20 protein-coding genes, 1 tRNA gene and 1 pseudogene are annotated in these 21,941 nt (G+C 71.7%); 12 read left to right on the plus strand and 10 right to left on the minus strand.

From position 1 onward, the window contains the following. Positions 1 to 100: 100 nt before the first annotated feature. Positions 101 to 1,102 (minus strand): RNA polymerase sigma factor RpoD/SigA, encoded by a 1,002-nt coding sequence (locus ACIGXO_RS18925; RefSeq protein ID WP_399787706.1) that lies wholly within the window; start codon positions 1,100 to 1,102, stop codon positions 101 to 103. Between the two features lie 187 nt (positions 1,103 to 1,289). Between ACIGXO_RS18925 and ACIGXO_RS18930 the strand changes: the two genes are divergently transcribed. After that, the gene (locus ACIGXO_RS18930) at positions 1,290 to 1,904 is read left to right on the plus strand and encodes a GNAT family N-acetyltransferase (RefSeq protein ID WP_399787709.1); all 615 of its coding nucleotides are present in this window, start codon (positions 1,290 to 1,292) and stop codon (positions 1,902 to 1,904) included. Between the two features lie 53 nt (positions 1,905 to 1,957). Further along, positions 1,958 to 2,377 (plus strand): hypothetical protein, encoded by a 420-nt coding sequence (locus ACIGXO_RS18935; RefSeq protein ID WP_399787711.1) that lies wholly within the window; start codon positions 1,958 to 1,960, stop codon positions 2,375 to 2,377. Positions 2,378 to 2,430: 53 nt separating this feature from the next. Here ACIGXO_RS18935 and ACIGXO_RS18940 read toward each other — a convergent pair whose 3' ends face one another. Both ACIGXO_RS18940 and ACIGXO_RS18945 read right to left on the minus strand, forming a co-directional pair. Further along, positions 2,431 to 2,874, minus strand: coding sequence for a pyridoxamine 5'-phosphate oxidase family protein (locus tag ACIGXO_RS18940; protein ID WP_399787714.1), 444 nt, complete (start codon positions 2,872 to 2,874; stop codon positions 2,431 to 2,433). Between the two features lie 138 nt (positions 2,875 to 3,012). After that, positions 3,013 to 3,438, minus strand: a complete 426-nt coding sequence (locus tag ACIGXO_RS18945) for a pyridoxamine 5'-phosphate oxidase family protein (RefSeq protein ID WP_399787717.1) — start codon at positions 3,436 to 3,438, stop codon at positions 3,013 to 3,015. Positions 3,439 to 3,626: 188 nt separating this feature from the next. Here ACIGXO_RS18945 and ACIGXO_RS18950 point away from each other — a divergent pair, with 188 nt between their 5' ends. Then, positions 3,627 to 4,124, plus strand: coding sequence for a MarR family winged helix-turn-helix transcriptional regulator (locus ACIGXO_RS18950; RefSeq protein ID WP_399787720.1), 498 nt, complete (start codon positions 3,627 to 3,629; stop codon positions 4,122 to 4,124). Positions 4,125 to 4,355: 231 nt separating this feature from the next. On the opposite strand, the gene ACIGXO_RS18955 is transcribed toward ACIGXO_RS18950, so the two are convergent. Together ACIGXO_RS18955 and ACIGXO_RS18960 are read right to left on the minus strand one after the other, a co-directional pair. Then, positions 4,356 to 5,882, minus strand: coding sequence for an MFS transporter (locus tag ACIGXO_RS18955; protein WP_399787722.1), 1,527 nt, complete (start codon positions 5,880 to 5,882; stop codon positions 4,356 to 4,358). A 185-nt stretch (positions 5,883 to 6,067) separates the two neighbouring features. Continuing rightward, entirely contained in the window at positions 6,068 to 6,721 is a 654-nt protein-coding gene (locus ACIGXO_RS18960; protein ID WP_399787725.1) for a TetR/AcrR family transcriptional regulator, read from the minus strand. A 317-nt stretch (positions 6,722 to 7,038) separates the two neighbouring features. Between ACIGXO_RS18960 and ACIGXO_RS18965 the strand changes: the two genes are divergently transcribed. Continuing rightward, positions 7,039 to 8,490 (plus strand): M6 family metalloprotease domain-containing protein, encoded by a 1,452-nt coding sequence (locus ACIGXO_RS18965; RefSeq protein WP_399787728.1) that lies wholly within the window; start codon positions 7,039 to 7,041, stop codon positions 8,488 to 8,490. 148 nt (positions 8,491 to 8,638) lie between these two features. Here ACIGXO_RS18965 and ACIGXO_RS18970 read toward each other — a convergent pair whose 3' ends face one another. Further along, the gene (locus ACIGXO_RS18970) at positions 8,639 to 9,268 is read right to left on the minus strand and encodes a TetR family transcriptional regulator (protein WP_399787731.1); all 630 of its coding nucleotides are present in this window, start codon (positions 9,266 to 9,268) and stop codon (positions 8,639 to 8,641) included. Positions 9,269 to 9,406: 138 nt separating this feature from the next. Here ACIGXO_RS18970 and ACIGXO_RS18975 point away from each other — a divergent pair, with 138 nt between their 5' ends. From ACIGXO_RS18975 to ACIGXO_RS18990, 4 genes are all read left to right on the plus strand, one after another. Beyond that, entirely contained in the window at positions 9,407 to 9,565 is a 159-nt protein-coding gene (locus ACIGXO_RS18975) for a hypothetical protein (protein WP_399787734.1), read from the plus strand. Beyond that, positions 9,562 to 9,855 carry a hypothetical protein gene (locus ACIGXO_RS18980; protein ID WP_399787737.1) on the plus strand — a complete coding sequence of 98 codons (294 nt, stop codon included), beginning with the start codon at positions 9,562 to 9,564 and terminating at the stop codon, positions 9,853 to 9,855. Before ACIGXO_RS18975 ends, ACIGXO_RS18980 begins: the two co-directional genes overlap by 4 nt. A gap of 121 nt (positions 9,856 to 9,976) precedes the next feature. Further along, positions 9,977 to 10,049 (plus strand) — tRNA-Arg (locus ACIGXO_RS18985). A 243-nt stretch (positions 10,050 to 10,292) separates the two neighbouring features. Then, positions 10,293 to 10,946 (plus strand): GPP34 family phosphoprotein, encoded by a 654-nt coding sequence (locus ACIGXO_RS18990; protein WP_399787740.1) that lies wholly within the window; start codon positions 10,293 to 10,295, stop codon positions 10,944 to 10,946. A gap of 10 nt (positions 10,947 to 10,956) precedes the next feature. On the opposite strand, the pseudogene ACIGXO_RS18995 reads toward ACIGXO_RS18990, so the two are convergent. After that, positions 10,957 to 11,115: pseudogene (locus ACIGXO_RS18995) on the minus strand (terpene synthase family protein); the annotation flags it as partial. Between the two features lie 127 nt (positions 11,116 to 11,242). Beyond that, complete coding sequence (locus ACIGXO_RS19000) at positions 11,243 to 11,839, minus strand: helix-turn-helix transcriptional regulator (RefSeq protein ID WP_399787743.1); 597 nt, start codon at positions 11,837 to 11,839, stop codon at positions 11,243 to 11,245. Positions 11,840 to 11,986: 147 nt separating this feature from the next. Here ACIGXO_RS19000 and ACIGXO_RS19005 point away from each other — a divergent pair, with 147 nt between their 5' ends. The 3 genes from ACIGXO_RS19005 to recQ all read left to right on the plus strand — a co-directional run bounded on the left by ACIGXO_RS19005 (position 11,987) and on the right by recQ (position 15,882). After that, a complete protein-coding gene (locus tag ACIGXO_RS19005) occupies positions 11,987 to 12,757 on the plus strand; it encodes a VC0807 family protein (RefSeq protein WP_399787746.1) in 771 nt (256 codons plus the stop codon). A gap of 183 nt (positions 12,758 to 12,940) precedes the next feature. Continuing rightward, positions 12,941 to 13,618: an excalibur calcium-binding domain-containing protein gene (locus ACIGXO_RS19010; RefSeq protein WP_399787749.1), complete on the plus strand. Its 678-nt coding sequence runs from the start codon at positions 12,941 to 12,943 to the stop codon at positions 13,616 to 13,618. Between the two features lie 170 nt (positions 13,619 to 13,788). Then, positions 13,789 to 15,882: a DNA helicase RecQ gene (recQ, locus tag ACIGXO_RS19015; protein WP_399787752.1), complete on the plus strand. Its 2,094-nt coding sequence runs from the start codon at positions 13,789 to 13,791 to the stop codon at positions 15,880 to 15,882. Positions 15,883 to 15,941: 59 nt separating this feature from the next. Here recQ and ACIGXO_RS19020 read toward each other — a convergent pair whose 3' ends face one another. Then, positions 15,942 to 17,522, minus strand: a complete 1,581-nt coding sequence (locus tag ACIGXO_RS19020; RefSeq protein ID WP_399787755.1) for a hypothetical protein — start codon at positions 17,520 to 17,522, stop codon at positions 15,942 to 15,944. A 192-nt stretch (positions 17,523 to 17,714) separates the two neighbouring features. Continuing rightward, positions 17,715 to 20,378, minus strand: coding sequence for a hypothetical protein (locus ACIGXO_RS19025; protein WP_399787758.1), 2,664 nt, complete (start codon positions 20,376 to 20,378; stop codon positions 17,715 to 17,717). Between the two features lie 224 nt (positions 20,379 to 20,602). Between ACIGXO_RS19025 and ACIGXO_RS19030 the strand changes: the two genes are divergently transcribed. After that, the gene (locus tag ACIGXO_RS19030; protein WP_223734875.1) at positions 20,603 to 21,364 is read left to right on the plus strand and encodes a GPP34 family phosphoprotein; all 762 of its coding nucleotides are present in this window, start codon (positions 20,603 to 20,605) and stop codon (positions 21,362 to 21,364) included. The last annotated feature ends 577 nt before the right edge of the window (positions 21,365 to 21,941 follow it).

A 21,941-nucleotide genomic window follows, 5' to 3' on the forward strand; every position in this document is an offset into this window, starting at 1 on the left:
CTCGTATCGGGGGGGACCTCCTTGAGGCGAGGTCCCGTTATGAGGTCCCCTTATGGGGTCCTGTGATGGGGCGGAGAAGCGTTACGCCGCCGCGCGGGCGTCAGGCCGCGGCGTCGAAGCCCGTGTCGTGCGCCATGCGCTTCAGCTCCAGCAGCGCGTGCTTCTCTATCTGGCGGATCCGCTCACGGGTCAGGCCGTGCTGCTTGCCGACCTCGGTCAGGGTCCGCTCGCGGCCGTCCTCTATGCCGTACCGCGCCTTGATGATCGAGGCGGTGCGGCCGTCGAGGCGGTCGATCAGGTCCTCCAGCTCCTCGCTGCGCAGCAGCGTGAGCACGGACTGCTCGGGCGACGCCGCGGAGGTGTCCTCCAGCAGGTCACCGAACTGCGTCTCGCCCTCGTCGTCCACCGACATGTTCAGGCTGACGGGGTCGCGGGCCCAGTCCAGGACGTCGCTGATCCGCTCGGGCTTGGCGCCCAGCTCGGCGGCGATCTCCGCGTGCTCCGGGTCGCGGCCGTGCTCGCGGTTGAACTCGCGCTGCACGCGGCGAATCCGGCCCAGCTCCTCGACCAGGTGGACGGGCAGCCGGATCGTGCGGGACTGGTCGGCGATGGACCGCGTGATCGCCTGGCGGATCCACCACGTCGCGTACGTGGAGAACTTGAAGCCCTTGGCGTAGTCGAACTTCTCGACCGCGCGCACCAGGCCGGCGTTCCCCTCCTGGATCAGGTCCAGCAGCGGCAGACCGCTGCGCGGGTAGCGGCGGGCGACCGCGACGACCAGACGGAGGTTGGAACGGATGAAGACGTCCTTGGCCTTCTCGGCCTCGTCGACCAGTGTCTGCAGCTCCTCGGGCGTCGCGCCGGCGGCGTTGCCGTCGGTCACCTCGCCGTCCAGGATCTGCCGGGCATAGACACCCGCCTCGATGGTCTGCGACAGCTCGACCTCCTTCGCGGCGTCGAGCAAGGGCGTGCGCGCGATCTCGTCGAGGTACATGCCGACCAGGTCGCGGTCGGCGATCTCCCCGCCTACGGCGCGAACGCTGTTTGCCGTCTCAGCACCGCTGGTCGTGGGCTGACGACGGGCGACGGCACGGGTTGCCATGCGTGTGCTCCCTCTGCGATGAGTCGGTCGCGGGATGGTGGCGGCCGGGACACCTGATCCCTGCTGTCTCCGGGGCCGGGTGCCCCCGTCTGATGGAAACAACGGCTGGAAACCGGACAGAATTCCCACGGGGACCCGTCGTTTTTCTGATCATGCAGTACCCTGCGTCCCCACCGAAGGAGGTCCCATGTCGCTGGAGTGCGGGGAAGTGCAGGTCAGGCCGGGCATCGAGGCCGATCTCGTGGCCCTCACGGAGCTTTACAACCACTACGTCCGTGAGACAGCGATCACATTCGACACCGAGCCCTTCACTCCCGAAGAGCGGAGACCCTGGCTCCTCTCCCACCCCGAAGACGGCCCGCACCGCCTTCTGGTTGCCCGGGAGAGCGCGGGCGCACGGCAGGGGCGCCTCCTCGGGTACGCGACCACCAGCCCCTTCCGCCCCAAGCCCGCGTACCGCACGTCCGTGGAGACGACGGTGTACCTCGCGCCCGAAGCGACCGGCCGCGGCGTCGGCACCCTGCTGTACAAGGCGCTCTTCGAGGCCCTGGAGGGCGAGGACGTGCACCGCGCGTACGCGGGCATCGCGCTGCCCAACCCCGGCTCGGCCGCCCTGCACGCCCGCTTCGGCTTCCGGCACGTCGGTACGTTCGCGGAGGTCGGCCACAAATTCGGCCGCTACTGGGACGTGGCCTGGTACGAGAAGGAGCTCGGCTCCGGACAAGGGCTCGGCTCCGGGGAAGAGCTCGGCTCCGGGCAGGAGCTCGGCTCCGGGCAGGGGAAGGATCTCGGCTCCGGTTGACGCCGGGCGTGCCCGGGTGTCGCCTGGAGGGAGGGCGAGAGAGAGGAGCCGTCATGCAGACGCACGCTCGCACCCGCTCCACGGCCACCACGGCCGCGGCCCCCCGCCACCACCTGGCCGTCACGACCGGGGTCCCCGTCGCGGGCGGCATCGCCTACGGCATCTACGCGGGACTGCTCGACCACAGCACCGGCTCGTCCAGCGTCCACGCGTTCGTGCTCGGCCTGATCGCCACCGCGGTGACCGTGGTCCTCGGGCTGGCCCTGATGCACAGCCAGTCCCGCATGATCACCGAGGTCCGGGCCCTCTCGTACGCCGTGATGTTCGGCGCCACGATGGGCTTCCTCTACAGCCTCGCGGGGACGTCGACGGCGCTGAAGGCATCGGGCATGGGCGCCCTCTTCGGCGCGATCATGCTGATCGTGGCCCTGTACCTCTTCCGTACGCACGGCACTCCGGGGGCGCGACGGTAGCCCCCGCCGCGCGCCCACGGGCAGCCACGCCCGCGCCGCCCCGCCAACTGTCCTCAGTCGACAGTCGGCGGGGCGTCGTCGTTGCCGCGCCGGACGGTGCGTACGGGGTGCCCCGGGCGCCAGGTCACCAGCACGATGTGCGGGTCCTCGACGTACGTCCGCACCACCTCGGTCAGCTCCGCCCGGAAGAGGTGGAACGGCAGCGGCATCTCCACCTCGTCCGAGTACCGCGCGAGCACGTCCGCGTCCGTGACCTCCACGGCACGCCCCGCGACCCGCACGTCCCCCTCCCCCGTCTCGTCACCGGCGCCCGGATTGGCGTGCAGCGCGAACCGGGGATCGCGCCGCAGGTCCAGCGCCTTCCGGGACCGGGGCATCATGCCGAGCCACAGCTCCCCGCCCCGGAAGTCGGCCTCCAGCCCGGTCAGCCGCGGCGAGCCGTCCGCGCGCAGCGTCGCCAGCACGTGGTGCCGGTACGCGCCGAACCGCCGCTCCACCCACTCCGCGAGCGCGGGCTCGGCCGCGGAGAACTCCGACCAGCCGCCGCCTTCATATTCGTCATGACGCCAGGCTGACGCGGATACCCGACACCTTCTGTCGGGCTTTTCGGCTGTCTCAGGACGGTGGTTCTGTCTTCAGGACGGTCCCGCGTCCGCCGAGATCCAGTGCTCCGGGGTGAGCAGGACGGCGACCATCTCGTCACCGCCCTCGGAGAGCGCCTGTCGTACGTACTCGGCCACGCCCTCCGGCGGCACATACCGCCCGGCCACCTCCTCGACGTCCTCCGCGGTGACGGGCACCAGCTTCGCCGGCCCCTCCGCCATGACGTACCGGTACGTCGGCGAGGTGCGCTGCACGACCAGCGAGAACCGCCCCGCCGCTTCGATGAGCCGCGCCTTGCGCGACGTACGGCCGGTGAAGACCAGGAAGTCGCCGCCGGGGCGGTAGCTGTACCAGACCGGCACGGCCAGCGGAGCGCGTGCGCTCCCCGAGTCCACGGCCAGCACGGCGACGTGCGGCTCGGCGAGCAACTGGTCACGTTCTTCCACGGTGAGCGGCATCGCTGCGCCTCCTGGGGCGTCGATGTGCGTGGGATATCGAGTGAACCTGCGAGGACGTGCGGTCCGCACCCCGCACGTCCTCCTCCACAACGAAGGGCGGCCGCGGGGCATTCCGGCGCGGGCATAACGGCCGCCCACTCCGTCGTTAAATCTTCAAGAACGTCCCGGGCAATGAGACAGTGGATGGTATGAGCAACGACATGGCCGGTGAGCCGCGCTGGCTCAGCGACGAGGAACAGTACGCCTGGCAGTCGTACCTGCACGCCACCACGCTGCTGGAAGACCACCTCGACCGGCAGCTGCAGCGTGATGCCGGCATGCCGCACATCTATTACGGCCTGCTCGTCCAGCTCTCCCAGGCGCCGCGGCGGCGGCTGCGGATGACCGAGCTGGCCCAGAACGCCAAGATCACCCGGTCCCGGCTCTCGCACGCGATCGCCCGCCTGGAGAAGAACGGCTGGGTCCGCCGCGAGGAGTGCCCCTCCGACAAGCGCGGCCAGAACGCCGTGCTCACGGACGAGGGCATGAAGGTCCTGGAGGAGTCCGCGCCGGGCCACGTCGAGACCGTACGGGCCGCGCTCTTCGACCGGCTCTCCCCGGAGCAGGTACGCCAACTCGCGGACATCTGCCGCACCGTGGCGGACGGCCTGCAGCCGCAGGGCGCCGACCTGCCCTGGCTGCGCTGAACGCCCGTGCACAGGAAAGGGGCGCCCCCTAGGGGGCGCCCCTTTTTCACGTCCGCGTCAGCGCGCCATGCCCGGCACCGTCCGCGTCAGCGCGCCGTGACCGGCACCATCCGCATCAGTGCGCCGTGACCGGCACCGTCCGCGTCAGCGCGCCGTGACCGGCACCATCCGCATCAGTGCGCCGTGACCGGCACCGTCCGCATCAGTGCGCCATGACCGGCACCGTCCGCGTCAGTGCGCCATGACCGGTACCTGCACGTCCTCGGTCGCGTCCGCGCCGTCCGCCGAGCTCGCCGCCGGCGTACCCACACCGGGCCGCCCCGTGGTGACGAAGACGAACGCGATCGCCGAGGCGAGGAGCAGGATGCCCGCGGCCCACCAGATGGCGGCCGTGTAACCGTGCACCATCGACTGCAGCTTGAGGACGTCGGCGGAGCGCGCACCGGCCGCGTGCGCCGTCGCGTACGCCGTGGTCGCGCCGGCCGCGATGGTGTTCAGCAGCGCCGTACCGATCGCACCGCCCACCTGCTGCGAGGTGTTGACCATCGCGGAGGCGACACCCGCGTCCCGCGCCTGCACACCATGCGTGGCCAGCGACATGGCCGGCATGAAGGCCGTGCCCATACCCAGGCCGAGCAGCAGGAACGAGGGCAGGATCAGCGCCGGGTACGAGGTGTCCAGGTCGATCCGGGTCAGCGACAGCATGGCGATCGCGGCCAGCAGGAAGCCGGGGGCCATCAGCAGCCGCGGCCGGACCCGGGTCATCAGCCGGGCGCCGATCTGCGTCGAACCGGTGATCATGCCCGCGATCATCGGGAGGAAGGCCAGACCGGTCGTGACCGGCGTGTACCCCTTCACGATCTGCAAGTAGTAGGTCAGGAAGAGGAAGAGACCGAACATGCCGATCACGGCGAGGCCGAGCGAGGCGTAGACGCCACCACGGTTGCGGTCGGTGACCACGCGCAGCGGCAGCAGCGGCGCCTTCACCCGCGACTCCACGATCACGAAGGCCAGCAGCAGCACGGCGGCCGCCACGAAGAGGCCGATGGTCGGCGCGGCGCTCCAGCCGTCGGACTCGGCACGCGTGAACGCGTACACGAGGGAGACCAGTCCGGCCGTGGCGAGGAGGACGCCGGGCACGTCGAGCCGGGAGGAGTTACGGCCCTCGGCGGGCTCCCGGATGACCAGCAGCGCGCCGGTCGCCGCGACCACGGCGAAGGGGATGTTCACGAAGAAGGTCCAGCGCCAGTCCATGTACTCGGTCAGCACGCCGCCGAGGATCAGCCCGACGGCGCCGCCACCACCGGCGATGGCACCGAAGATGCCGAACGCCTTGGCGCGTTCGCGGGCCTCGGTGAAGGTCACCGCGAGCAGCGAGAGCGCGGCCGGGGCGAGCAGCGCGCCGAACACGCCCTGCAGCGCGCGGGCGCCGAGCAGCATCCCGGAGCTGCCCGCCGCACCGCCGAGCGCGGAGGCGAGGGCGAAGCCGATCAGGCCGATGACGAAGGTGCGCCGACGGCCCCACAGGTCGGCGACGCGGCCCCCGAAGAGCAGCAGCCCGCCGAAGGCGAGGGCGTACGCGGTGATGACCCACTGCCGGTTCCCGTCGGAGATCCCGAGGTCCGCCTGGGCGGAGGGCAGCGCGATGTTCACGATCGTCGCGTCGAGCACGACCATGAGCTGCGCGAGGGCGATGAATATGAGCGCTTTCCAGCGCCTCGGGTCGACATTTGGGATGTTTTTGTCTTTTTCAGGCATGAGTGGGTCCACCTAGTGACGCGGAGAGGAAAAGATCCGGGGACGGTTACGGAGTACGAGTTACGGGTGACGCAGTACGAGTTACGGGTGACGCAGTACGAGTTGCGAGTGACGCAGTACGGGTTACGGGTGACGCAGTACGAGGTGGTGCGGGCCGGCGGTCGCGCCGGGCGGCACGCCGGGGATCACCGGCCTTGCCGGAGGTCCTCCAACGTGGCCGCACACCCGGGCAGTTCGGAGCGCGCCGGCGCCATCAAACCGTCCAGGAACAGCTGGAGATGACGGTGCACGAATCGGTCGAAGTCGACGCAGCCCGAACCCGGCAGCGGCCGCGTGAGCTGGGTGATCGCGACCATCAGGTCACCGACGGCGATGTCGGCACGCAGTCGGCCGCTCTCGCGCGCGGCGCCCATGAGGGCCTCGACGGACCGTTCCAGGCGGGCCCGCGCGGCGAGCAGGTCGGGGTGGTCCTTGTCGACGCCGTCGGAGAGGAGCGGGCAGAGCGCTCCGATGCGCTCCTCGACGGCGGCGTGCACGAAGACCCGGAGCGCCTGGAACGCGTCGTCCTCCGCCGCGAGCGCGCACTCCGCACGGGCCGCCGTGCGGTCCATGACGGAGAGCGTGACGTGGTGGATCAGGTCGGCGCGGTCCGGGAAGTGCCGGTAGAGGGTGGCGTTGCCGACGCCGGCCCGGCGGGCGACCTCGTCGAGCGGGACCTCGGCCCCGTGCTCGACCATGGTCTCGCGAGCGGCCGCGACGATCCGCTCCCGGTTGCGCTGGGCGTCGGCCCGCAGTCGGGGCCGGTCCGCCTTCGCGGCGGGGCTCGGGGTGACGGTCACGTCGGCTCACTCCTTCCGGGTGCGTGTACGTGCGGACCTCTTGCGGTCCTTTGCGGCGGCCTCTCGCGGCCCGTTACTTCCGGGTGCTTCCTGGCCCGGTGGGTTCCTGGCCTGGGGGTTCCTGGCCTGGTGGACGAAACCGGGGAGCGGCTCCCCGTTTCGTACGGACGCCTGGTTAAACGGGGACCGGCTCCCCGGTTATTTCCCGCACCCTCTGTGACCTGCATCACTCCCCCGCAGCCCCGTGAAATCCGCCCCCGATCCCGGATGCCGTAACCCGACGGGCAGGCCGCCGCCCGCCGTCCCAGGGTGAGCACATGAGGCAGATACCGTCCGCCCTGCTCGCGACCACGGCGCTGGCGGCCACGCTGGCCGTACCGGCCCTCATCCCCGCCGCGCCCCGCTCCGCCGGCACCGCCCGGCACGGCGACAGCCGGCCGGCCACCTCTCCGCCCCCGGACGCCGGGGAACGGACGGAAGCCCCCGGTGCCCGCCCCACGGAAACGAAGACGGGCTCGAAGACGGGCTCGAAGACGGGGACGACCGCGCACGAGACGGCCTCAGCGCCTCCCCCGCACTCCCGCACGGCACCGAAGCGCTCCCCTCGCGCCCCCTCCGCGGCCCTCCCCTCCGGTCCCTGCGCCCTCCCCGGTGCCTTCCCCGGCACCATCACGGGCGTGTCGGAGGCGGCCACCACTCCCCGGGGTTTCACCCGCGCCACCGGCCGCGTACGGGCCCTCACGGTGCTCGTCGACTTCCCCGACGTACGCGCCGGGATCAGCCCCCGCACGCGCTACGGCGAGTTCTTCCCGGCCGTGCCGCGCTTCTTCCGCCAGAGCTCCTACGGCCGGCTCGACTACCGCTCGACGCCCGTCCTGAAGTGGATACGGATGTCCCGCCCGCTGGCCTCGTACGACATCGGGCGCGGCACCTCCTTCAACCCCGCTTCGAAGAACGGCTATTACGCGGTGGCGAAGGAGATCGTGAGTGCCGTCGACCGTGAGGTGGACTTCCGCGCGTACGACCTGGTCAACGTCCTGGTCACGCCGAACGCCGGCCCGCCCGCGACCAAGAACGTCTGGTCCGTCACCTTCAGCGGCGGCCCGCTGGGCCTGCGCACGGGCGACGGTACGCAGCTCAGGAACGTCTCGTTCATCTGGAGCCGGCAGACCGGCCCGAGCGCCTACCGCGTCCTCAACCACGAGAACGCCCACTCCTTCGGCCTCCCGGACCTGTACTTCACCGACGGGCGCGCCGATCCGCACCCGGTGGGCCACTGGGACCCCATGGACGTGGACTGGGGCCCGGAGAACGACTTCCTGGGCTGGCACAAGTGGAAGCTCGGCTGGCTGGCCCCGGACCAGGTGGACTGCGTGCGCAGCCCCGGCTCCGTCACCACCCACCGGCTCACCCCGGCCGCCGCCCCCGGCGGCACGAAGATCGCCGTCATACCGGTCTCCCGGTACCGCGCGTACGTCGTGGAGGCCCGCCGCACCGGCCCGCTCGACCCGACCGCGTGCCGCCCGGGCGTCCTGGTCTACCGCGTCAGCACCGACACCCCTTCGGGCCGGGGCCCGGTACGCGTCGCCGACGCCACCCCGAAGAGCGCCGGCTGCTACCGCAAGGACCCGAACGTCCGCGCGGGCCTGACCGACGCCACGTACCGCCCCGGCCAGACCTTCCGCGCGGAAGGCATCACGCTCTCGGTCCTGGACACCGGCCCCTCGGACACCTTCCGCGTACGCATCACCACGCCGGAACGCCCCTGACGGCACTGACGGCACTGACGCTCGCTGGCAGCGCTGAGGGTGCTGACGGCACCAGGACATCCGGCATCCGGCATCCGGCATCCGGCGTCCGGCGTCCGGCATCAGCCACACCAGACGGGCGGCCTGCCCTGCCGTGCCTGCCCTGCCCTCAATCCGTCCAGTGCAAGCGCCCCAAGCTGATCAGCCGGAGCTGCCGACGGGCACGTTCGGCGATCCGGTCGCAAGCGGCCGCGTCACCGTCGTCCGCGGCGTCCAGGATCGCCGAAGCGGTCATCACCAGGTGATCGACGTACATCTCGGCGAGCATGAGCACGTCGTCGTCGCTCCAGGCGTCCGACACCGGCTGCTCCCGGAGCCCCGCCGCCACCTCCGCGGCGAACCGCGCCAGTTCGGCGGCTATCGCCTTCCGCACGGCGCGCACGCCCCCGTGCCGCTCCCGCGCGATGAAGCGGACGTGCGCCGGGTTCTCGCGTACGTACTTCTCGACGACCGCGACCGTACGGTCGATGCGCTCCTCGGCGCCGGGCTGCTCGGCGAGGATCGCGCGGATCACGACGTGCAGGCTGCCGAGCGACTCCTCGACCAGCGCGACGCCCAGATCGGGAATGTCCCGGAAGTGCCGGTAGAACGCCGCCGGCGCCACCCCCACCACCCGCGTCACCTCGCGCAGCCCGAGGCTGCTCAGGCTCTGCTCCGCCAGCAGCCGCAGCCCGGCATCGAGGAGCGCCTGCCGGGTCTTCTGCTTCTGGGCCTGCCGGACGCCGATGGTGTGACTCATGCCATTCAGTAAACACCCGTTCTCCGACGCGATCCACCCCGAAGTCGCGCTAGACTCGATAGTCAGTGAACAACTGTCACACCAACTGTTCACCTAACCGTCGATCAAGGCCACTCACCTCACCCGGAAGGGCCAGAAATGATCTTCCTCGTCGCAGCCTTGCTCCTCCTGGGAGTCCTCCTGGGCACCGCGGCACACCTCCCGCTCGGCGCGACGCTGACCGCGGCCGCCGCGATCGCCGTCTGGCTGCTGATCTTCGCCATCCGCGAGTACCGCACGAAGGGGGCCCGTCGATGACCACGCTCCTCCACCGCGCCGCGACCACGCCTTCAAAGACGCCCCGCCGCAAGGGGAACCAGGCCGACGGCATGGCCGTGGCCTCCTTCATCCTGGGCCTGGTGGGCCTGCTCGTCATGAACGTCGTCCTGGGCCCGCTGTCGCTGATCCTCGGCGCCCTCGCCCTCTTCCGCGGCACCGACCGCCGCGGCCGCGCCCTCCTCGGCATGGCCCTGGGCATCGCCGACCTCATCGTGCTGGCCGCCCTGGTCACCGCCGACGGCACCGTCAGCTGGAACTTCCCCGCCTGACCCGCCGGCCACAAGGCTTGATCACCCAGCGGCGAGACCGGGCACGACCCCATCCGCTACCCTGTTCACGGCCAGCCGATGGTGCGCCCCCAAGGGACACCGCACCACCACTGACCGCCCCGCCTCCGTAGCTCAGGGGATAGAGCACCGCTCTCCTAAAGCGGGTGTCGCAGGTTCGAATCCTGCCGGGGGCACACGAAGAAGGGCCAGTTCGGAGGCGTCAGCCTCTTGGACTGGCCCTTCGGCTTGTGCGTGTGCTGCCCTTCGGCTTGTGCGTGGACTGGCCCTTCGGCTTGTACGTGGACTGGCCCTTCGGCTTGTACTCGGCCGTGTCGTCCGGCCAGGCGCTGTTTTCGGGGGCTCTGGGGTGGTTTGTTGTCTAGCCTGGGTGGGTTGGCGAGCGTTGGCTTGCGAGTGCGTCCGGGATGGAGTCGTCCATGAGCACAGCACGGGATCTGGTGATCATCGCTCTGGACGTGCCGTCCAGTCGTCCGCTTCAGCAAGGCGAGCTGTCGTTGGCGCTGGCGGGGGCCGAGTTGATCGATCTGCTGGCCGCCGAGGCCGTTGGGCTGAACGGCGAGGACGGCGAGGACATCGTGCCGGGGTATCGGCCGGCGATAGCTGACGGCCTGTTGGACGATGCCGCGTCGGCGCTGGTCCGGCAGGCGCCGTACGAGTCGGTCGAGGAGTGGCTGTGGCGGCGGGGGCGGGGGCTGTACTCGACGTATCTGGGCGCGCTCGAGGCGGAAGGGCAGGTCGCCCGGGAGCGAGGCCGCTGGATGCTCGGCCGGGCCGGTCAGGTGGTGCCGGTCGATTCGCCCGAGCGACGGCGGGCGGCGGACCGGTGGGCATCGGGGGAGCCCGTACTCGCCGCCCTCGCCTCGGCCGTCGGAATTCGCGAAGGGGAGAACGAAGAGGAGGGGGAAGGAGAGGGCGAGGAGTCGCCGCGCGTGGACGGCGGTGCGGGCGGCGAGGCGGTGGCGACCGTGCTGGCCGTTGTCGGTGATGCGTTGCGGGAGTTGGAGGCAGTACGGCAGCGGCGGGCCATCGAGGACGCCGCCTTCGACAACGTGTGGCGTGGCGGCATCTGACGTCAGCGCCGGTGGCCAACTCCAGCACGGCGAACGGCGGTTCGCCGCCCGCCGACAGCAACCGCATGGCGACGCACTCGTCCAGGCCCGGCATCCGGCCGGCCGCGGCATTGCCGATCTGCCAGGTCACGCCGGAGAGCCAGGCGCGGTGGGCGGCAGCGAACCGCACCTGGAGGGGCGTACCGAAAGACCGGAGGCGGCTTCGCCTTCGATGACAACCGGTGCGGCAACGGCCCGTTCAGTACCCGGCCCGCCGTGTTCAGCGCCTCCTCGCCTCCGCTCGCCTTGTCTGCCCTCTACTCGCCTCCGCTCGTCTCCACCGCCCTCCGCTCGCCTTCGCCGCCCGTCTCCTCCCCCATCCGGTTGTCGATCTGAGCGATGGCCCAGTGGGCCCAGTCGCGCGAGGCGGGGAGCATGTGCAGGCCGAAGCCGGCCGCGAGGTGGCCGAAGGCGAGGGGGTCGGGCAGTCTGCCGTCGGTCAGTTCGACGTCCGCGGACTCCACCAGGGCGGTCAGGGCGTCGAGGTCACGCTGGGCGGCCGCGGCGTACTCGGCGAGCACGGCGCGCGCCTCCTTCGGGTCCAGTGCGAAGAGGAGGAAGAGCCGGAGTACGAATTCATTGCGTACGACCGGGTTACGGGGCGGGTTCAGCAGCCATTGGCGCAGGTCCGCGCGGCCGGCCTCGGTGATCGCGTACGTCTTGCGGCCGCGCGCGCCCTCCTCGACGACCTCGGCGAGGCCGTCCACGGCCAGCCGGTTGAGCTCTTGGTAGACCTGGTTGTGCTTGGCGTGCCAGGCGTACCGGTCGAGGCTCCGCTCGAATTTCTTGGTCAGCTCGTAGCCGCTGCCGGCCTCGTCGGCCAGCAGCCCCAGCAGCGCGTACCGCAGCGACATCGCGTCTTCTCCGCTTCTCCGCCTCTTCGCCTCTCGGCCCCTTCTCCCTACTGCGATCACCTTAGCCGAGCGACAGGTAGAAGTTGACAGGTGTCGCGCCACGTGTCACTTTCTACATGTCACAGCGACGAACAAAGGAGTGACGCGGTGCCTACGGGGGCGGAGAGCAGGGAACCGGTACCGGAAGCGGGGCCGAAGACGGCAGCAGGGCAAGCGGCCGAGCCCGGCGGGCAGGGCGGGAAGAAAGCAGGCGAGCGCTGGTCGACCGGCCTGTGGGAGACGATCTCGACCCTCGTCTGGGACGTGGGGCTGTCGATCGGCGTGTACTACGCCCTGCGGGCGTTCGACACGAGCGTGTACGTGTCGATGCTCGGCGCCACGCTCGCGGCAGCGCTCCGCGTGGCATACGTGGCGCTCCTCCCGCGCCGCTTCGATGTCTTCGCGGCGTTCATGCTCTCCGTATGGGGCGTCGGCCTGCTGCTGTCCTTCGTGAGCGGCGACGCGCGGTTCGTTCTCGCCAAGGACTCGGTACCGACCGGCCTCGCGGGGCTGATCTTCCTCGGTACGGCGGTGGCCCGGCGGCCGATGATCTTCGCCGTCATTCGCCGCACACAGGGCCGCACGGCACAGGCCCGGGAGGAGCTCGACCAGCGGTGGGCCGGTGAGCCCGCGTTCCGGCGCACGGTGACGGTCATGACCTGCGTGTGGGGCGTCGGCATGCTGGCCGAGGCCGTCCTCAGGCTTCCGATGATCTACCTGCTGCCGGTCGACGCGGCCACCGGCCTCTCCGGCCTGCTGCAGATCGCCACCTTCGTGCTGCTCACCTTCTACACCGTCATCCACCGCAAGCTGGCCACCCGCCGCACCGCATCCTCTTCCCCCTCCCCAGGCGCAGCGGCCGCGTACAGCGGACAATGAACCCAACGGGCACGCGGACCGGCGCACGGGGCGCGCCATGGAGTTCCCGGAGAAATTCCCGGAGAAGGTCCCGGAGAGCGGTGCCCGTACCCATGGTGGTGGGTGATCTTTATGGGGCACCGGTCCCGCACATTCGGTACAGCCCACGCACGGAGCGCCGCGGGTCTGCTGGCAGGGTCGGCCGTGGTCGCCCTGGTCCTCGGCGGCTGCTCCTCGGGGGAGTCGTCCGGCGGCACTTCCAAGACGGTGACCAGCACGGCGACGGTCACCACCCGTCCCGGCTCCTCGCCACCGTCCGCTCCCGGCTCCTCCCCCGCCCCGACCTCGCAGTCGCAGCATTCGGAAGGGCCAGGGGCATCGGCTCCGGCGACCGTCCGCGACGCCGCGGCCACCGTCGAGGCGTACTTCGACGCCATCAACGCGGGCGACTACGAGGAGGCGTGGGCGCTGGGCGGCAAGAACCTCGGCGGCTCGTACAGCGCGTTCACCGACGGTCTGGCCGACACGGTGGAGGACACCGTCCAGATCCTCGACGTCGAGGGCGGCGTGGTCACCGTCCATCTCGACGCACTGCAGACGGACGGCTCGGTGCGTTCCTTCGCCGGTACGTACACCGTGACCGACGGCGTCATCACGGGAGCATCGATACGGGACGTCGGCGGATCGACGCCGGAGGAGCCCGGGGCCACGCCGGAGGAGTCCGGGTCGGCGCCCGGGGATTCCGGGCCGTCGCCGTACTACGACGTCTGCGCAGATGCCCGCGAGGCGGGCGCGGCCCCGATTCAGTCCGGCGAACCGGGTTACGCGGACCATCTGGACCGCGATCACGACGGGACGGCCTGCGAGCCGTACGAGCCGTGATCGCGGACGATGTCACGGTGGCAAGGCGTCACGGTGGCCCGGTGTCGGGAGCTGTTCCGCGTGACATCGCCCACGCCGTTCGGCGGGCGCCCGCTCCCTGACGGTCCCGCTCGGGGGGAGTTATCCACAGGCTCAGCGGCGGGGCGGTCCGGGCTCGTAAGCTGCCTGGCATGAACGACGTGGACGATGGGCTGGACGAAGCCCCGGGCGACGCGGGCGCAGGCCCCGGCCCGGGCGGCGGTGACGCGCGGACCGGTGGGGCGCCGGGCGGTGAGGCCCTGGAGGTGCTGCACCGGGTCTTCGGGTACGACGCGTTCCGCGGCAGCCAGCAGGAGATCGTCGAGCACGTCATCGGCGGCGGCGACGCCGTCGTCCTCATGCCGACCGGCGGCGGCAAGTCGCTCTGCTATCAGATCCCCTCGCTCGTGCGCCCCGGCACGGGCGTCGTCGTCTCCCCCCTCATCGCGCTGATGCAGGACCAGGTCGACGCGCTGCGCGCGGTCGGCGTGCGCGCCGGGTTCCTGAATTCCACCCAGGACATGGAGGAGCGCCGCCTGGTGGAGGCGGAGTTCCTGGCCGGCGAGCTGGACCTGCTCTACCTCGCGCCGGAGCGGCTGCGCGTCGAGCAGACGCTCGGCCTGCTGGACCGGGGGAAGATCTCCCTCTTCGCCATCGACGAGGCGCACTGCGTCGCCCAGTGGGGCCACGACTTCCGCCCCGATTACCTCGCTCTGTCCATGCTGCACGAGCGCTGGCCCGAGGTCCCCCGGATCGCGCTCACCGCCACGGCCACCGAGGCCACCCACGCCGAGATCACGTCGCGGCTGCGGATGGAGCAGGCCCGGCACTTCGTCGCCAGCTTCGACCGGCCGAACATCCAGTACCGCATCGCCGGCAAGAGCGAGCCGAAGAAGCAGCTGCTGGATCTGCTGCGGACGGAGCACGCCGGGGACGCGGGCATCGTGTACTGCCTCTCCCGCGCCTCCGTGGAGAAGACCGCCCAGTTCCTCGTGGACAACGGCATCGCCGCCGTGCCGTACCACGCCGGTCTCGACCCGCGGACGCGCGCGCATCACCAGTCGCGTTTCCTCCGCGAGGACGGCCTCGTGGTGGTCGCCACCATCGCGTTCGGGATGGGCATCGACAAGCCGGACGTGCGCTTCGTGGCCCACCTCGACCTGCCGAAGTCCGTGGAGGGGTACTACCAGGAGACCGGCCGCGCCGGACGGGACGGCCTGCTGTCCACGGCCTGGCTGGCGTACGGCCTGCAGGACGTGGTCCAGCAGCGGAAGATGATCGACGGCTCCGAGGGCGACGAGGCGCACCGGCGGCGGCTGGCCGCGCACCTCGACGCGATGCTCGCGCTGTGCGAGACGGTGGAGTGCCGGCGGGTGCGGCTGCTCGCGTACTTCGGCCAGGGGAGCAAGCCCTGCGGCAACTGCGACACGTGCCTGACGCCTCCGCAGTCCTGGGACGGCACGGTGCCCGCGCAGAAGCTGCTGTCGACGGTCGTCCGGCTGCAGCGCGAGCGCGGGCAGAAGTTCGGCACGGGCCAGATCGTCGACATCCTGATGGGCCGGAAGACCGCCAAGGTCATCCAGTTCGACCATGACGCGCTGAGCGTGTTCGGGATCGGCGCCGACCTGCGGGAGGCCGACTGGCGGGGCGTCGTACGGCAGTTGCTGGCGCAGCAGCTGCTGGCGGTCGAGGGGGACTACGGCACGCTGGTGCTGACCGAAACGAGCGGCGAGGTGCTGCGCGGGGACCGCCAGGTCCTGCTGCGGCGCGAGCCGGAGAAGCCGGCCCGGGCGGCCCGGGCGAAGGCCGCGAAGGGCAAGCGCGCGCCGGTCGATCTGCCGGCGGAGGCGCTGCCGGTGTTCGAGGCGCTGCGGGCGTGGCGCGGGGCGACCGCGAAGGAGCAGGGCGTCCCGGCGTATGTGATCTTCCACGACGCCACGCTCCGCGAGATCGCCACGGCCCGGCCGTCCACCGTTGCCGAGCTGGGCACGGTCAACGGCGTCGGCGAGAACAAGCTCGCGAAGTACGGCGAGTCGATCCTCGAGGTCCTCGCGGAGGGCCCGGCGGCGGCCGGAGACCCGGCAAGCAGCGGCCCGGCAAGCACCGGCCCGGCAAGCAGCGGCCCGGCGAGTAGCGGCCCGGCTGCGGGCGGGGCCGCCCCAGCCAGTGCCGTTGCCGTCGCCGCCCCGGGTGCCGACGCGCCCTGGGACTGGGACATGGAAGAGCCGCCTATGGACGACTGGTAGAAGCGAAGGGCCCCTCGGGCGGGCCCACAGGCCCACACCGTGGTCAGGCGTCAGTCGGGTCAGTCGTCGCAGTGGCCCGGGCGGGCGTACACCGTGATGCGGGCGCCGGTGACGTCCTGGGTGCGGCACGGCGTGAAGGCGTCGCGGAGGGTGGTGCGCTTGGTGATCTCCCCGGAGGTCTCGTCCTCCGGCTCGTCGCGCGGGTCGCTGAGCACGACGATGCGCTCGCTGCCGAGCATCCGGGCCCGGATGCGGTCGGCGGGCACCTCCGTGCCGTACAGGGAGCGCGCGGAGTCCGGCTCCCGGGACAGGGCCAGGTCGGTCAGGTCGCGGAAGCGCTCCGGCTCGGACCGGGTCCACACCCGCCGCCGGGCCGGCATGAAGAGCAGCCCGTCACCGGGCTCCGCCACGGCCCGGACAGCCCGGACGACGGCGGTGGCGTCGTCCGTACGGCTCTGCGGGCTGCGCAGGTACACGGCGGCGGGCAGCAGCGCCACCAGTACGGCCACCAGCGCCCATACCGCGCGCCGCCTGCGGGCCCGGTCGGCCCGACCGGCCCGGTCGCCGTGGTCCCCGAGCGGCCGGAACACCCGGTCCAGCGCGGCGCCCGCCAGGAGGGCGAAGCCGACAACGTAATAGAGGACGTAGCGGTCGACGAACATCGGCTGGAGCTGGGAGAGCAGCATCAGCGCAGCCGGCGGCGCGATCAGCAGCGGCACCGCGAGCGGCCCGAGCCCGACCGGCCCACGCGCCCGGACCGGCTCACGCGCCCGGACCGACTCACACGTCCGGACCGGCCCACGCGTCCAAACCGGCCCACACGTCCGGACCGGCCCACGCGCCCGAACCGGTACTCGGGCGCAGGTCACGCCCACCACCGCCAGCACCCCGAAGGTCACCAGCTGCACGGGGTCGGGCCACAGGGCCCAGCTGAGCTGGGCCGACTGTCCCGCGCTGAACAGCGCCAGCGGCGCGAGCCCGGCGGCCACCACCCCGGCGGCGACGAGCCAGGTACGGCGGACGGCATGGCGGACCGCGCACGGCACGTCGGCCAGCACCACCGTCGTGCCGTGCGCCGCGAGCACCAGCACGGCGAACTCGTGCAGCAGACAGGCCGCGAGCGTCACGACCACGTACGCGGTCCACCAGCGCCGCGCGGGACCGGGCACGCCGAACAGCCCGGGTCCCGGCGCGTCCACGGTGGCGGGGCTCGCGGCGAGCGCCCGGACGAGGAGGTACGTGGACCACGTGACCAACGCGCAGACGAGCGCGTACGACCGGCCCTCCTGCGCGTACTGCTGCACGAGCGGCAGCAGCGGGAAGACCAGTCCCGCCGCCAGGCCCGCACGCTCCCCGGCCACCCGCGCCCCCAGGAGCGCGACCCCCGCGGCGGCCGCGGTCATCGCCAGTACGGAGGGGAGCCGCAGGGTCAGCACGCCACCGCCGAAAACGTCGAAGAGGGCGTGCATGAAGAGGTAGTAGAAGCCGTGCACGGCGTCCGCGTTCTGCAGCGTGTCCCACAGCTCGGGCAGGCCGCGGTGCGCCATGTCGTAGGTGACGACCTCGTCGCGCCAGATGCTGTCCTGGCGGCGGACGCCCCACAGGCCCAGCGCCAGCGACAGCGCGCACGGCGCCGGCACGGCCTTCGTCCAGGCCGCGGACTCGGTGCGGACCCGTCCGGGGGCGGTCCGGACGTTCAGCGCGGTATCGATGGCGGGCTCCCGAGCGGTCGGAATCGGGTCTGGCGCCCCGGACGGACCGCCCGCCCTACGGTACGCGCAACGCCCCGGCGGAACCGGGGCGTTGCGGTACGTACGGGACGGGCCGGCGGGTCAGCCCACGCGGGTGAGCTTCGCGCCGAAGGTCGGTTCGGCGAGGTCCTTCTGGAGCGCTACGGGGACGCCGGCCTGGCCCGGGCCGCTGCCCGCGGTCAGCATGCCGACCTCCGTACCGGCCTTCGCCGTGTGCGGGATGGCCTTGCCCTTGTTCGTCAGCCCCAGCTTGACGGTCAGGCCGTTCCAGCCGACCGCCTTGAGGTCCTCGGTCGCCACGACCGGCGTGGTACCGCCGAGGCCGTCGTCCACCACGCCGACGACGTCGCCCTTCTTCACGACCGTACGGTCCTCCAGCACGCCCTGGGTGGTCGTGAGCAGGTCCTTGCTGATGGCGTTGGCGGTGTCGATGATCGGCGGCCGGTGCTGGCCGAGCACCGCGCCGACGATCAGCTGCTTCGTGTCACCGACCTGCTGCGTACCGGCGAAGAGCAGGTTGCCGCCCGCCTTCGAGGTGGAGCCGGTCTTGAGGCCGATCGCGTTGTTGTACGGCGGCAGGGTGTTGAAGTTCCGCCAGGTCTTGCCGGAGGGGTCGGTCCACGTCGGCAGCTTGGTGATGTCCACCAGCGAGGGGATCTCCATCGCCTTCTTGCCCAGCTTCACCTGGTCCTGGGCGGTGCTGACGGTGGTCTCGATCAGACCGCTGGGGTCGGTGTACGTGGTGTTCTTCATGCCGAGTTCCTTGGCGGTGGCGTTCATCTTCTTGACGAACGCCTCCTGGGAACCGGCGTCCCAACGGGCCAGCAGCCGGGCGATGTTGTTCGCGGAGGGGATCATGACCGCGGACAGCGCGTCCTTCTGCGAGATGTGGTCGCCCTCCTTGACGGTGTCGAGGACCGACTCGTCACCGTGGCCCGCGCCCTTCTTGCCGTCCTCCTCGGCCTGCTTGTCGACCCGGATCATCGGGCCCTTCTTGCCCTGCTTGAGCGGGTGGTCGCGCATGATGATGTACGCGGTCATCGTCTTGGCGACGCTGCCGATCGGGATCGGCTTCTGCGCGCCGTACGAGCCGATCGGGCCCAGGCCGGACACCTCGACGTACGCCTGGCCCTCGTTCGGCCAGGGCAGGGACGGCTTGCCGCCGTCGAAGGAGTACGTCGCGTCCGAGGTCAGCGCGAGCGCCGGGTCCGGGAGCGGGCGCACGGCCTGCACGATCACGAAGACCAGCAGGAGCAGCAGGACCAGCGGGGTCCAGATCTTGAACCGCCGCACGATGGTGCGGATCGGGGTCTCGGGCGGCGGCGGGGTGTTGGTGAGCTGCGCGAGCAGGTCGAGCGGGGGCAGCGGCTGCTGCTTCGTACGCTCGGATTCGGGCAGCGGGGCCGCTTCGGGGGCGGCGGACGACGGCTGGGCGGCCGGCTGCGGGGCCTCGGCGGCCGGCGGGAGCGGGGTGGAGGCGGCGGCGCCGGGTGCGACGGCCGGCTTCACGACGGCCTTGCCGACCGGCTTCGGCGGCTTGACCGGCCGCTCGTCCGCCGACTTCAGCGCGACGAACTGACTGGTCCGCTCGGCGTCCCGCTCTGCGGCCGGCTTGCCGGGCTTCTCGGCGTCGCCCTTCTCCTTACCGGAAGCGGGCTTCTCGGCGTCGCCCTTTTCCGTGCCGGGCTTCTCAGCGTCCTTGGACTTCTCGGCGCCCTTGCCGTCCTTGCTGCTCTTCGCGGCGGTCGCGGCGGTCGCGGCCGCCGCGGCCGCCGCGGTGCTCTTGGCAGGAGCCTTGGCGTCCTTGCTCTCCTCGGCCTCCTCGCCGCCCTTGGACGCCTTGCTGTCCTCGGCGCCCTTCTTGGCGACGCCTCCGTCGCTCTTCTCGGCGTCCTTCTCGGTGTCCTTCTTGGCGTCCTTCTTGGACTCGCTGCCGGTGGGCTCGGCGTCCTTGGGCGTGGCGGCGGCTCCGGCCTTCTTCGCGGCCTCGGACCGCTTGGGGATGGCCGCGGCCGTGGCCTTCCGGGCCTCGGCGTCCTTCTTGGCGCTGCTCTCCGCGTCCTTCTCGGCGTCCTTGGCGTCCTTGGCGGGAGCCTTCTCCGCGCCCTTCGGCTTTACGGCAGCAAACACTCGGGTGGCGTCGTCCGCGGGAGCCGGCTTCGGCGTCACGGTGCCGAAGACGGCCGTCGGCTGGTCCGTCTGGCCGGCGCCCTTCTTGGCCTTGCCGCCGGGCTTCCGTACGGGCAGCGCGGACTCCGCTTCGGCGTCGGCCTCGCCCTTGGGGGCCTCGCCCTTGGCGGCCTCGGCTTCGTCGCTCTTCGGGGCCTTCGAGGCGCCAGAGGGGCCCTCGGAGGTCCCCTCGCCCGCCTCGGCACCCTCCGCGCCCTCCGCGTCGCCAGAGGCGTCCTTGCCCGCCACCCAGGCCGCCACCGCCGCCTTGAGCCGGGCATCGCCCCTCTCGCCACCCTCGGGAGCGTCCGAACCACCCTCGGGGCCGTCCGGGTCACCCTCGGAATCGCTCTTCTCCCCGGCTACCGCAACCGAATCCGGCTCCGCGGGCGTCTCCGTGGACGCTTCCTCGGCTGCCTCCTCGGACTCGGATGCCTTCCCGGACGTCTCCGTATCCGTCGGTGCATCACGGAAGACCGCGAGCCGCGGATCGCGTTCGCTCTCCGCCGTCTCCCCCGACGACTGCTTCTGCTCCGACCTGTCGGGGGACTCGCCCGCCACCGGTGTCTCCTTCATACGTCGCGCTGTTGATCTGCCCAGTGTTGCCAAGTGTCCTGTGTACGAGAAGCGCGGCCTCGCCGCCGCGCTGTCCGGGGCTCGCGCCTCGCTCTCGGAGGCTGTCGCCCACGCAGTAGACGAGAACGACATACCTACCGGTTCCCTCCCGAATCACCCAGGCACTCTCGACAGATGAATGTGAGAGGGGTCACCCTGTCATTCATCCACGCGGGGAGGCATGGATGGGCAGGAGCCGCAGAACAATTCCGGAGGAGCTTCTGCTGCTCGCTTTGGACCCGGCCACGGGAACCACAGCGCAGCCGCAGTCGCTCGACCTCGGCCTGGCCGGGGCCCAGCTAGTGGAGCTGGCTCTGGCGGGACGGATAGCCCCTGACGGGGATCGTATCGCCGTGGTACTGCCACGGCCGACTGGAGATCCGACACTGGATTCGGCGCTCGAGTTGCTGCGACGGCGCGGCAGCCCGGTGCGCGCGGTCCACTGGATCGGCGGGCCCCGGCTGGGGCTGCGCCAGACCTACCTCACGCATCTGGAGCGGTGCGGCATGGTGCATGCCGTGGCGGGTCAGATGTGCGGGGTACTGCCGACGACTCGCTACCAGGCGACGGACACGGCCATCAGCCGGGAAATCAGGGCCCGGCTGGACAACGCGATCCGCACCGGCGTACCACCGGACCCGCGGACCGCGGCGCTCGCCGCACTGGCCCACGCGGTCGGCCTCGGCAAGCACCTCTACCCCGGGAACGAGGGGCGTTCATCGCGCTCCCGCCTCCGGGACCTCATCCGGCACGACCCCATGGGCGGCCTGGTCGCGCACGCCGTCATGGACGTGCAGAACGGCGTCGCGGCGCAGCCGAGGCGCGCGACGGCAGCGGGGCCGGGCCCCGGAGCCGGCCGGCAGCCGGCAGCCCGGGCCACGGACGGGACGCCAGGCGTTCCGGCCCAGCCAATGCGGGGCAGCATGGCCCGCGTCGGCGCCCGTTAGCCGGACGGACAGAACCCGGGACGGACAGGACCGGGCGGACAGCACCCTGGGACGAACAGCGTCCCGGGGCGGACAGGACCGGGACGGACAGGAACCGGACGCACTTCACAGGACGGGACAGCAGCAGGACGCCGCCGACCCCAGGGCGGCACCGGATCGAGCAGCGCTCGCGCGGCAGGCAGCGCGCGACGACTGCCCGACGGACCCGCCCCGTCCGCAGCAGCACCCCTCACGCACCACCGCAGTACCGACAACGTAGCGCCCGGTGCCGAACCGGCCGTCGACACGCAGCACCCGGCGGCCGAACAGCCGGCGACGCAGCACCCGGCACCACACCGCAGCACCGTCCCCAGGTCCCGTCCGGGAGCCGCAGCAAGCGCGGGGTGGTGGACCAGCCGTTCTGGACGACGGCGGGCCCACCACCCCGCGTCCCTTTTCGGGCCCTTCCGGCCCGCTCCGCCGCGTGCCGGCCACGGCGCCCCAACGGGGCTCCCGCAAGGCCCCCAGCAGGCGCGTACGGCCCGTACACCGCCTTCCAGGCCCCCGCCCGGTCCCCCGGTCGCCGATTCCGCTTCCG

The sequence above is a fragment of the Streptomyces sp. NPDC053542 genome, assembly GCF_044544685.1.
Lineage (GTDB): Bacteria > Actinomycetota > Actinomycetes > Streptomycetales > Streptomycetaceae > Streptomyces.

Excerpts from the sequence above, each read along its gene's own strand:
- ACIGXO_RS19000 (WP_399787743.1), bottom strand. The coding sequence starts at position 11,839 with ATGTCGCTGCGGTACGCGCTGCTGGGGCTGCTGGCCGACGAGGCCGGC.
- ACIGXO_RS18990 (WP_399787740.1), top strand. The coding sequence starts at position 10,293 with ATGAGCACAGCACGGGATCTGGTGATCATCGCTCTGGACGTGCCGTCC.
- ACIGXO_RS18925 (WP_399787706.1), bottom strand. The coding sequence starts at position 1,102 with ATGGCAACCCGTGCCGTCGCCCGTCGTCAGCCCACGACCAGCGGTGCT.
- ACIGXO_RS18930 (WP_399787709.1), top strand. The coding sequence starts at position 1,290 with ATGTCGCTGGAGTGCGGGGAAGTGCAGGTCAGGCCGGGCATCGAGGCC.
- recQ (WP_399787752.1), top strand. The coding sequence starts at position 13,789 with ATGAACGACGTGGACGATGGGCTGGACGAAGCCCCGGGCGACGCGGGC.
- ACIGXO_RS19030 (WP_223734875.1), top strand. The coding sequence starts at position 20,603 with ATGGGCAGGAGCCGCAGAACAATTCCGGAGGAGCTTCTGCTGCTCGCT.
- ACIGXO_RS19025 (WP_399787758.1), bottom strand. The coding sequence starts at position 20,378 with ATGAAGGAGACACCGGTGGCGGGCGAGTCCCCCGACAGGTCGGAGCAG.
- ACIGXO_RS18980 (WP_399787737.1), top strand. The coding sequence starts at position 9,562 with ATGACCACGCTCCTCCACCGCGCCGCGACCACGCCTTCAAAGACGCCC.
- ACIGXO_RS18945 (WP_399787717.1), bottom strand. The coding sequence starts at position 3,438 with ATGCCGCTCACCGTGGAAGAACGTGACCAGTTGCTCGCCGAGCCGCAC.
- ACIGXO_RS18950 (WP_399787720.1), top strand. The coding sequence starts at position 3,627 with ATGAGCAACGACATGGCCGGTGAGCCGCGCTGGCTCAGCGACGAGGAA.
- ACIGXO_RS18935 (WP_399787711.1), top strand. The coding sequence starts at position 1,958 with ATGCAGACGCACGCTCGCACCCGCTCCACGGCCACCACGGCCGCGGCC.
- ACIGXO_RS18970 (WP_399787731.1), bottom strand. The coding sequence starts at position 9,268 with ATGAGTCACACCATCGGCGTCCGGCAGGCCCAGAAGCAGAAGACCCGG.
- ACIGXO_RS18975 (WP_399787734.1), top strand. The coding sequence starts at position 9,407 with ATGATCTTCCTCGTCGCAGCCTTGCTCCTCCTGGGAGTCCTCCTGGGC.
- ACIGXO_RS18955 (WP_399787722.1), bottom strand. The coding sequence starts at position 5,882 with ATGCCTGAAAAAGACAAAAACATCCCAAATGTCGACCCGAGGCGCTGG.
- ACIGXO_RS18965 (WP_399787728.1), top strand. The coding sequence starts at position 7,039 with ATGAGGCAGATACCGTCCGCCCTGCTCGCGACCACGGCGCTGGCGGCC.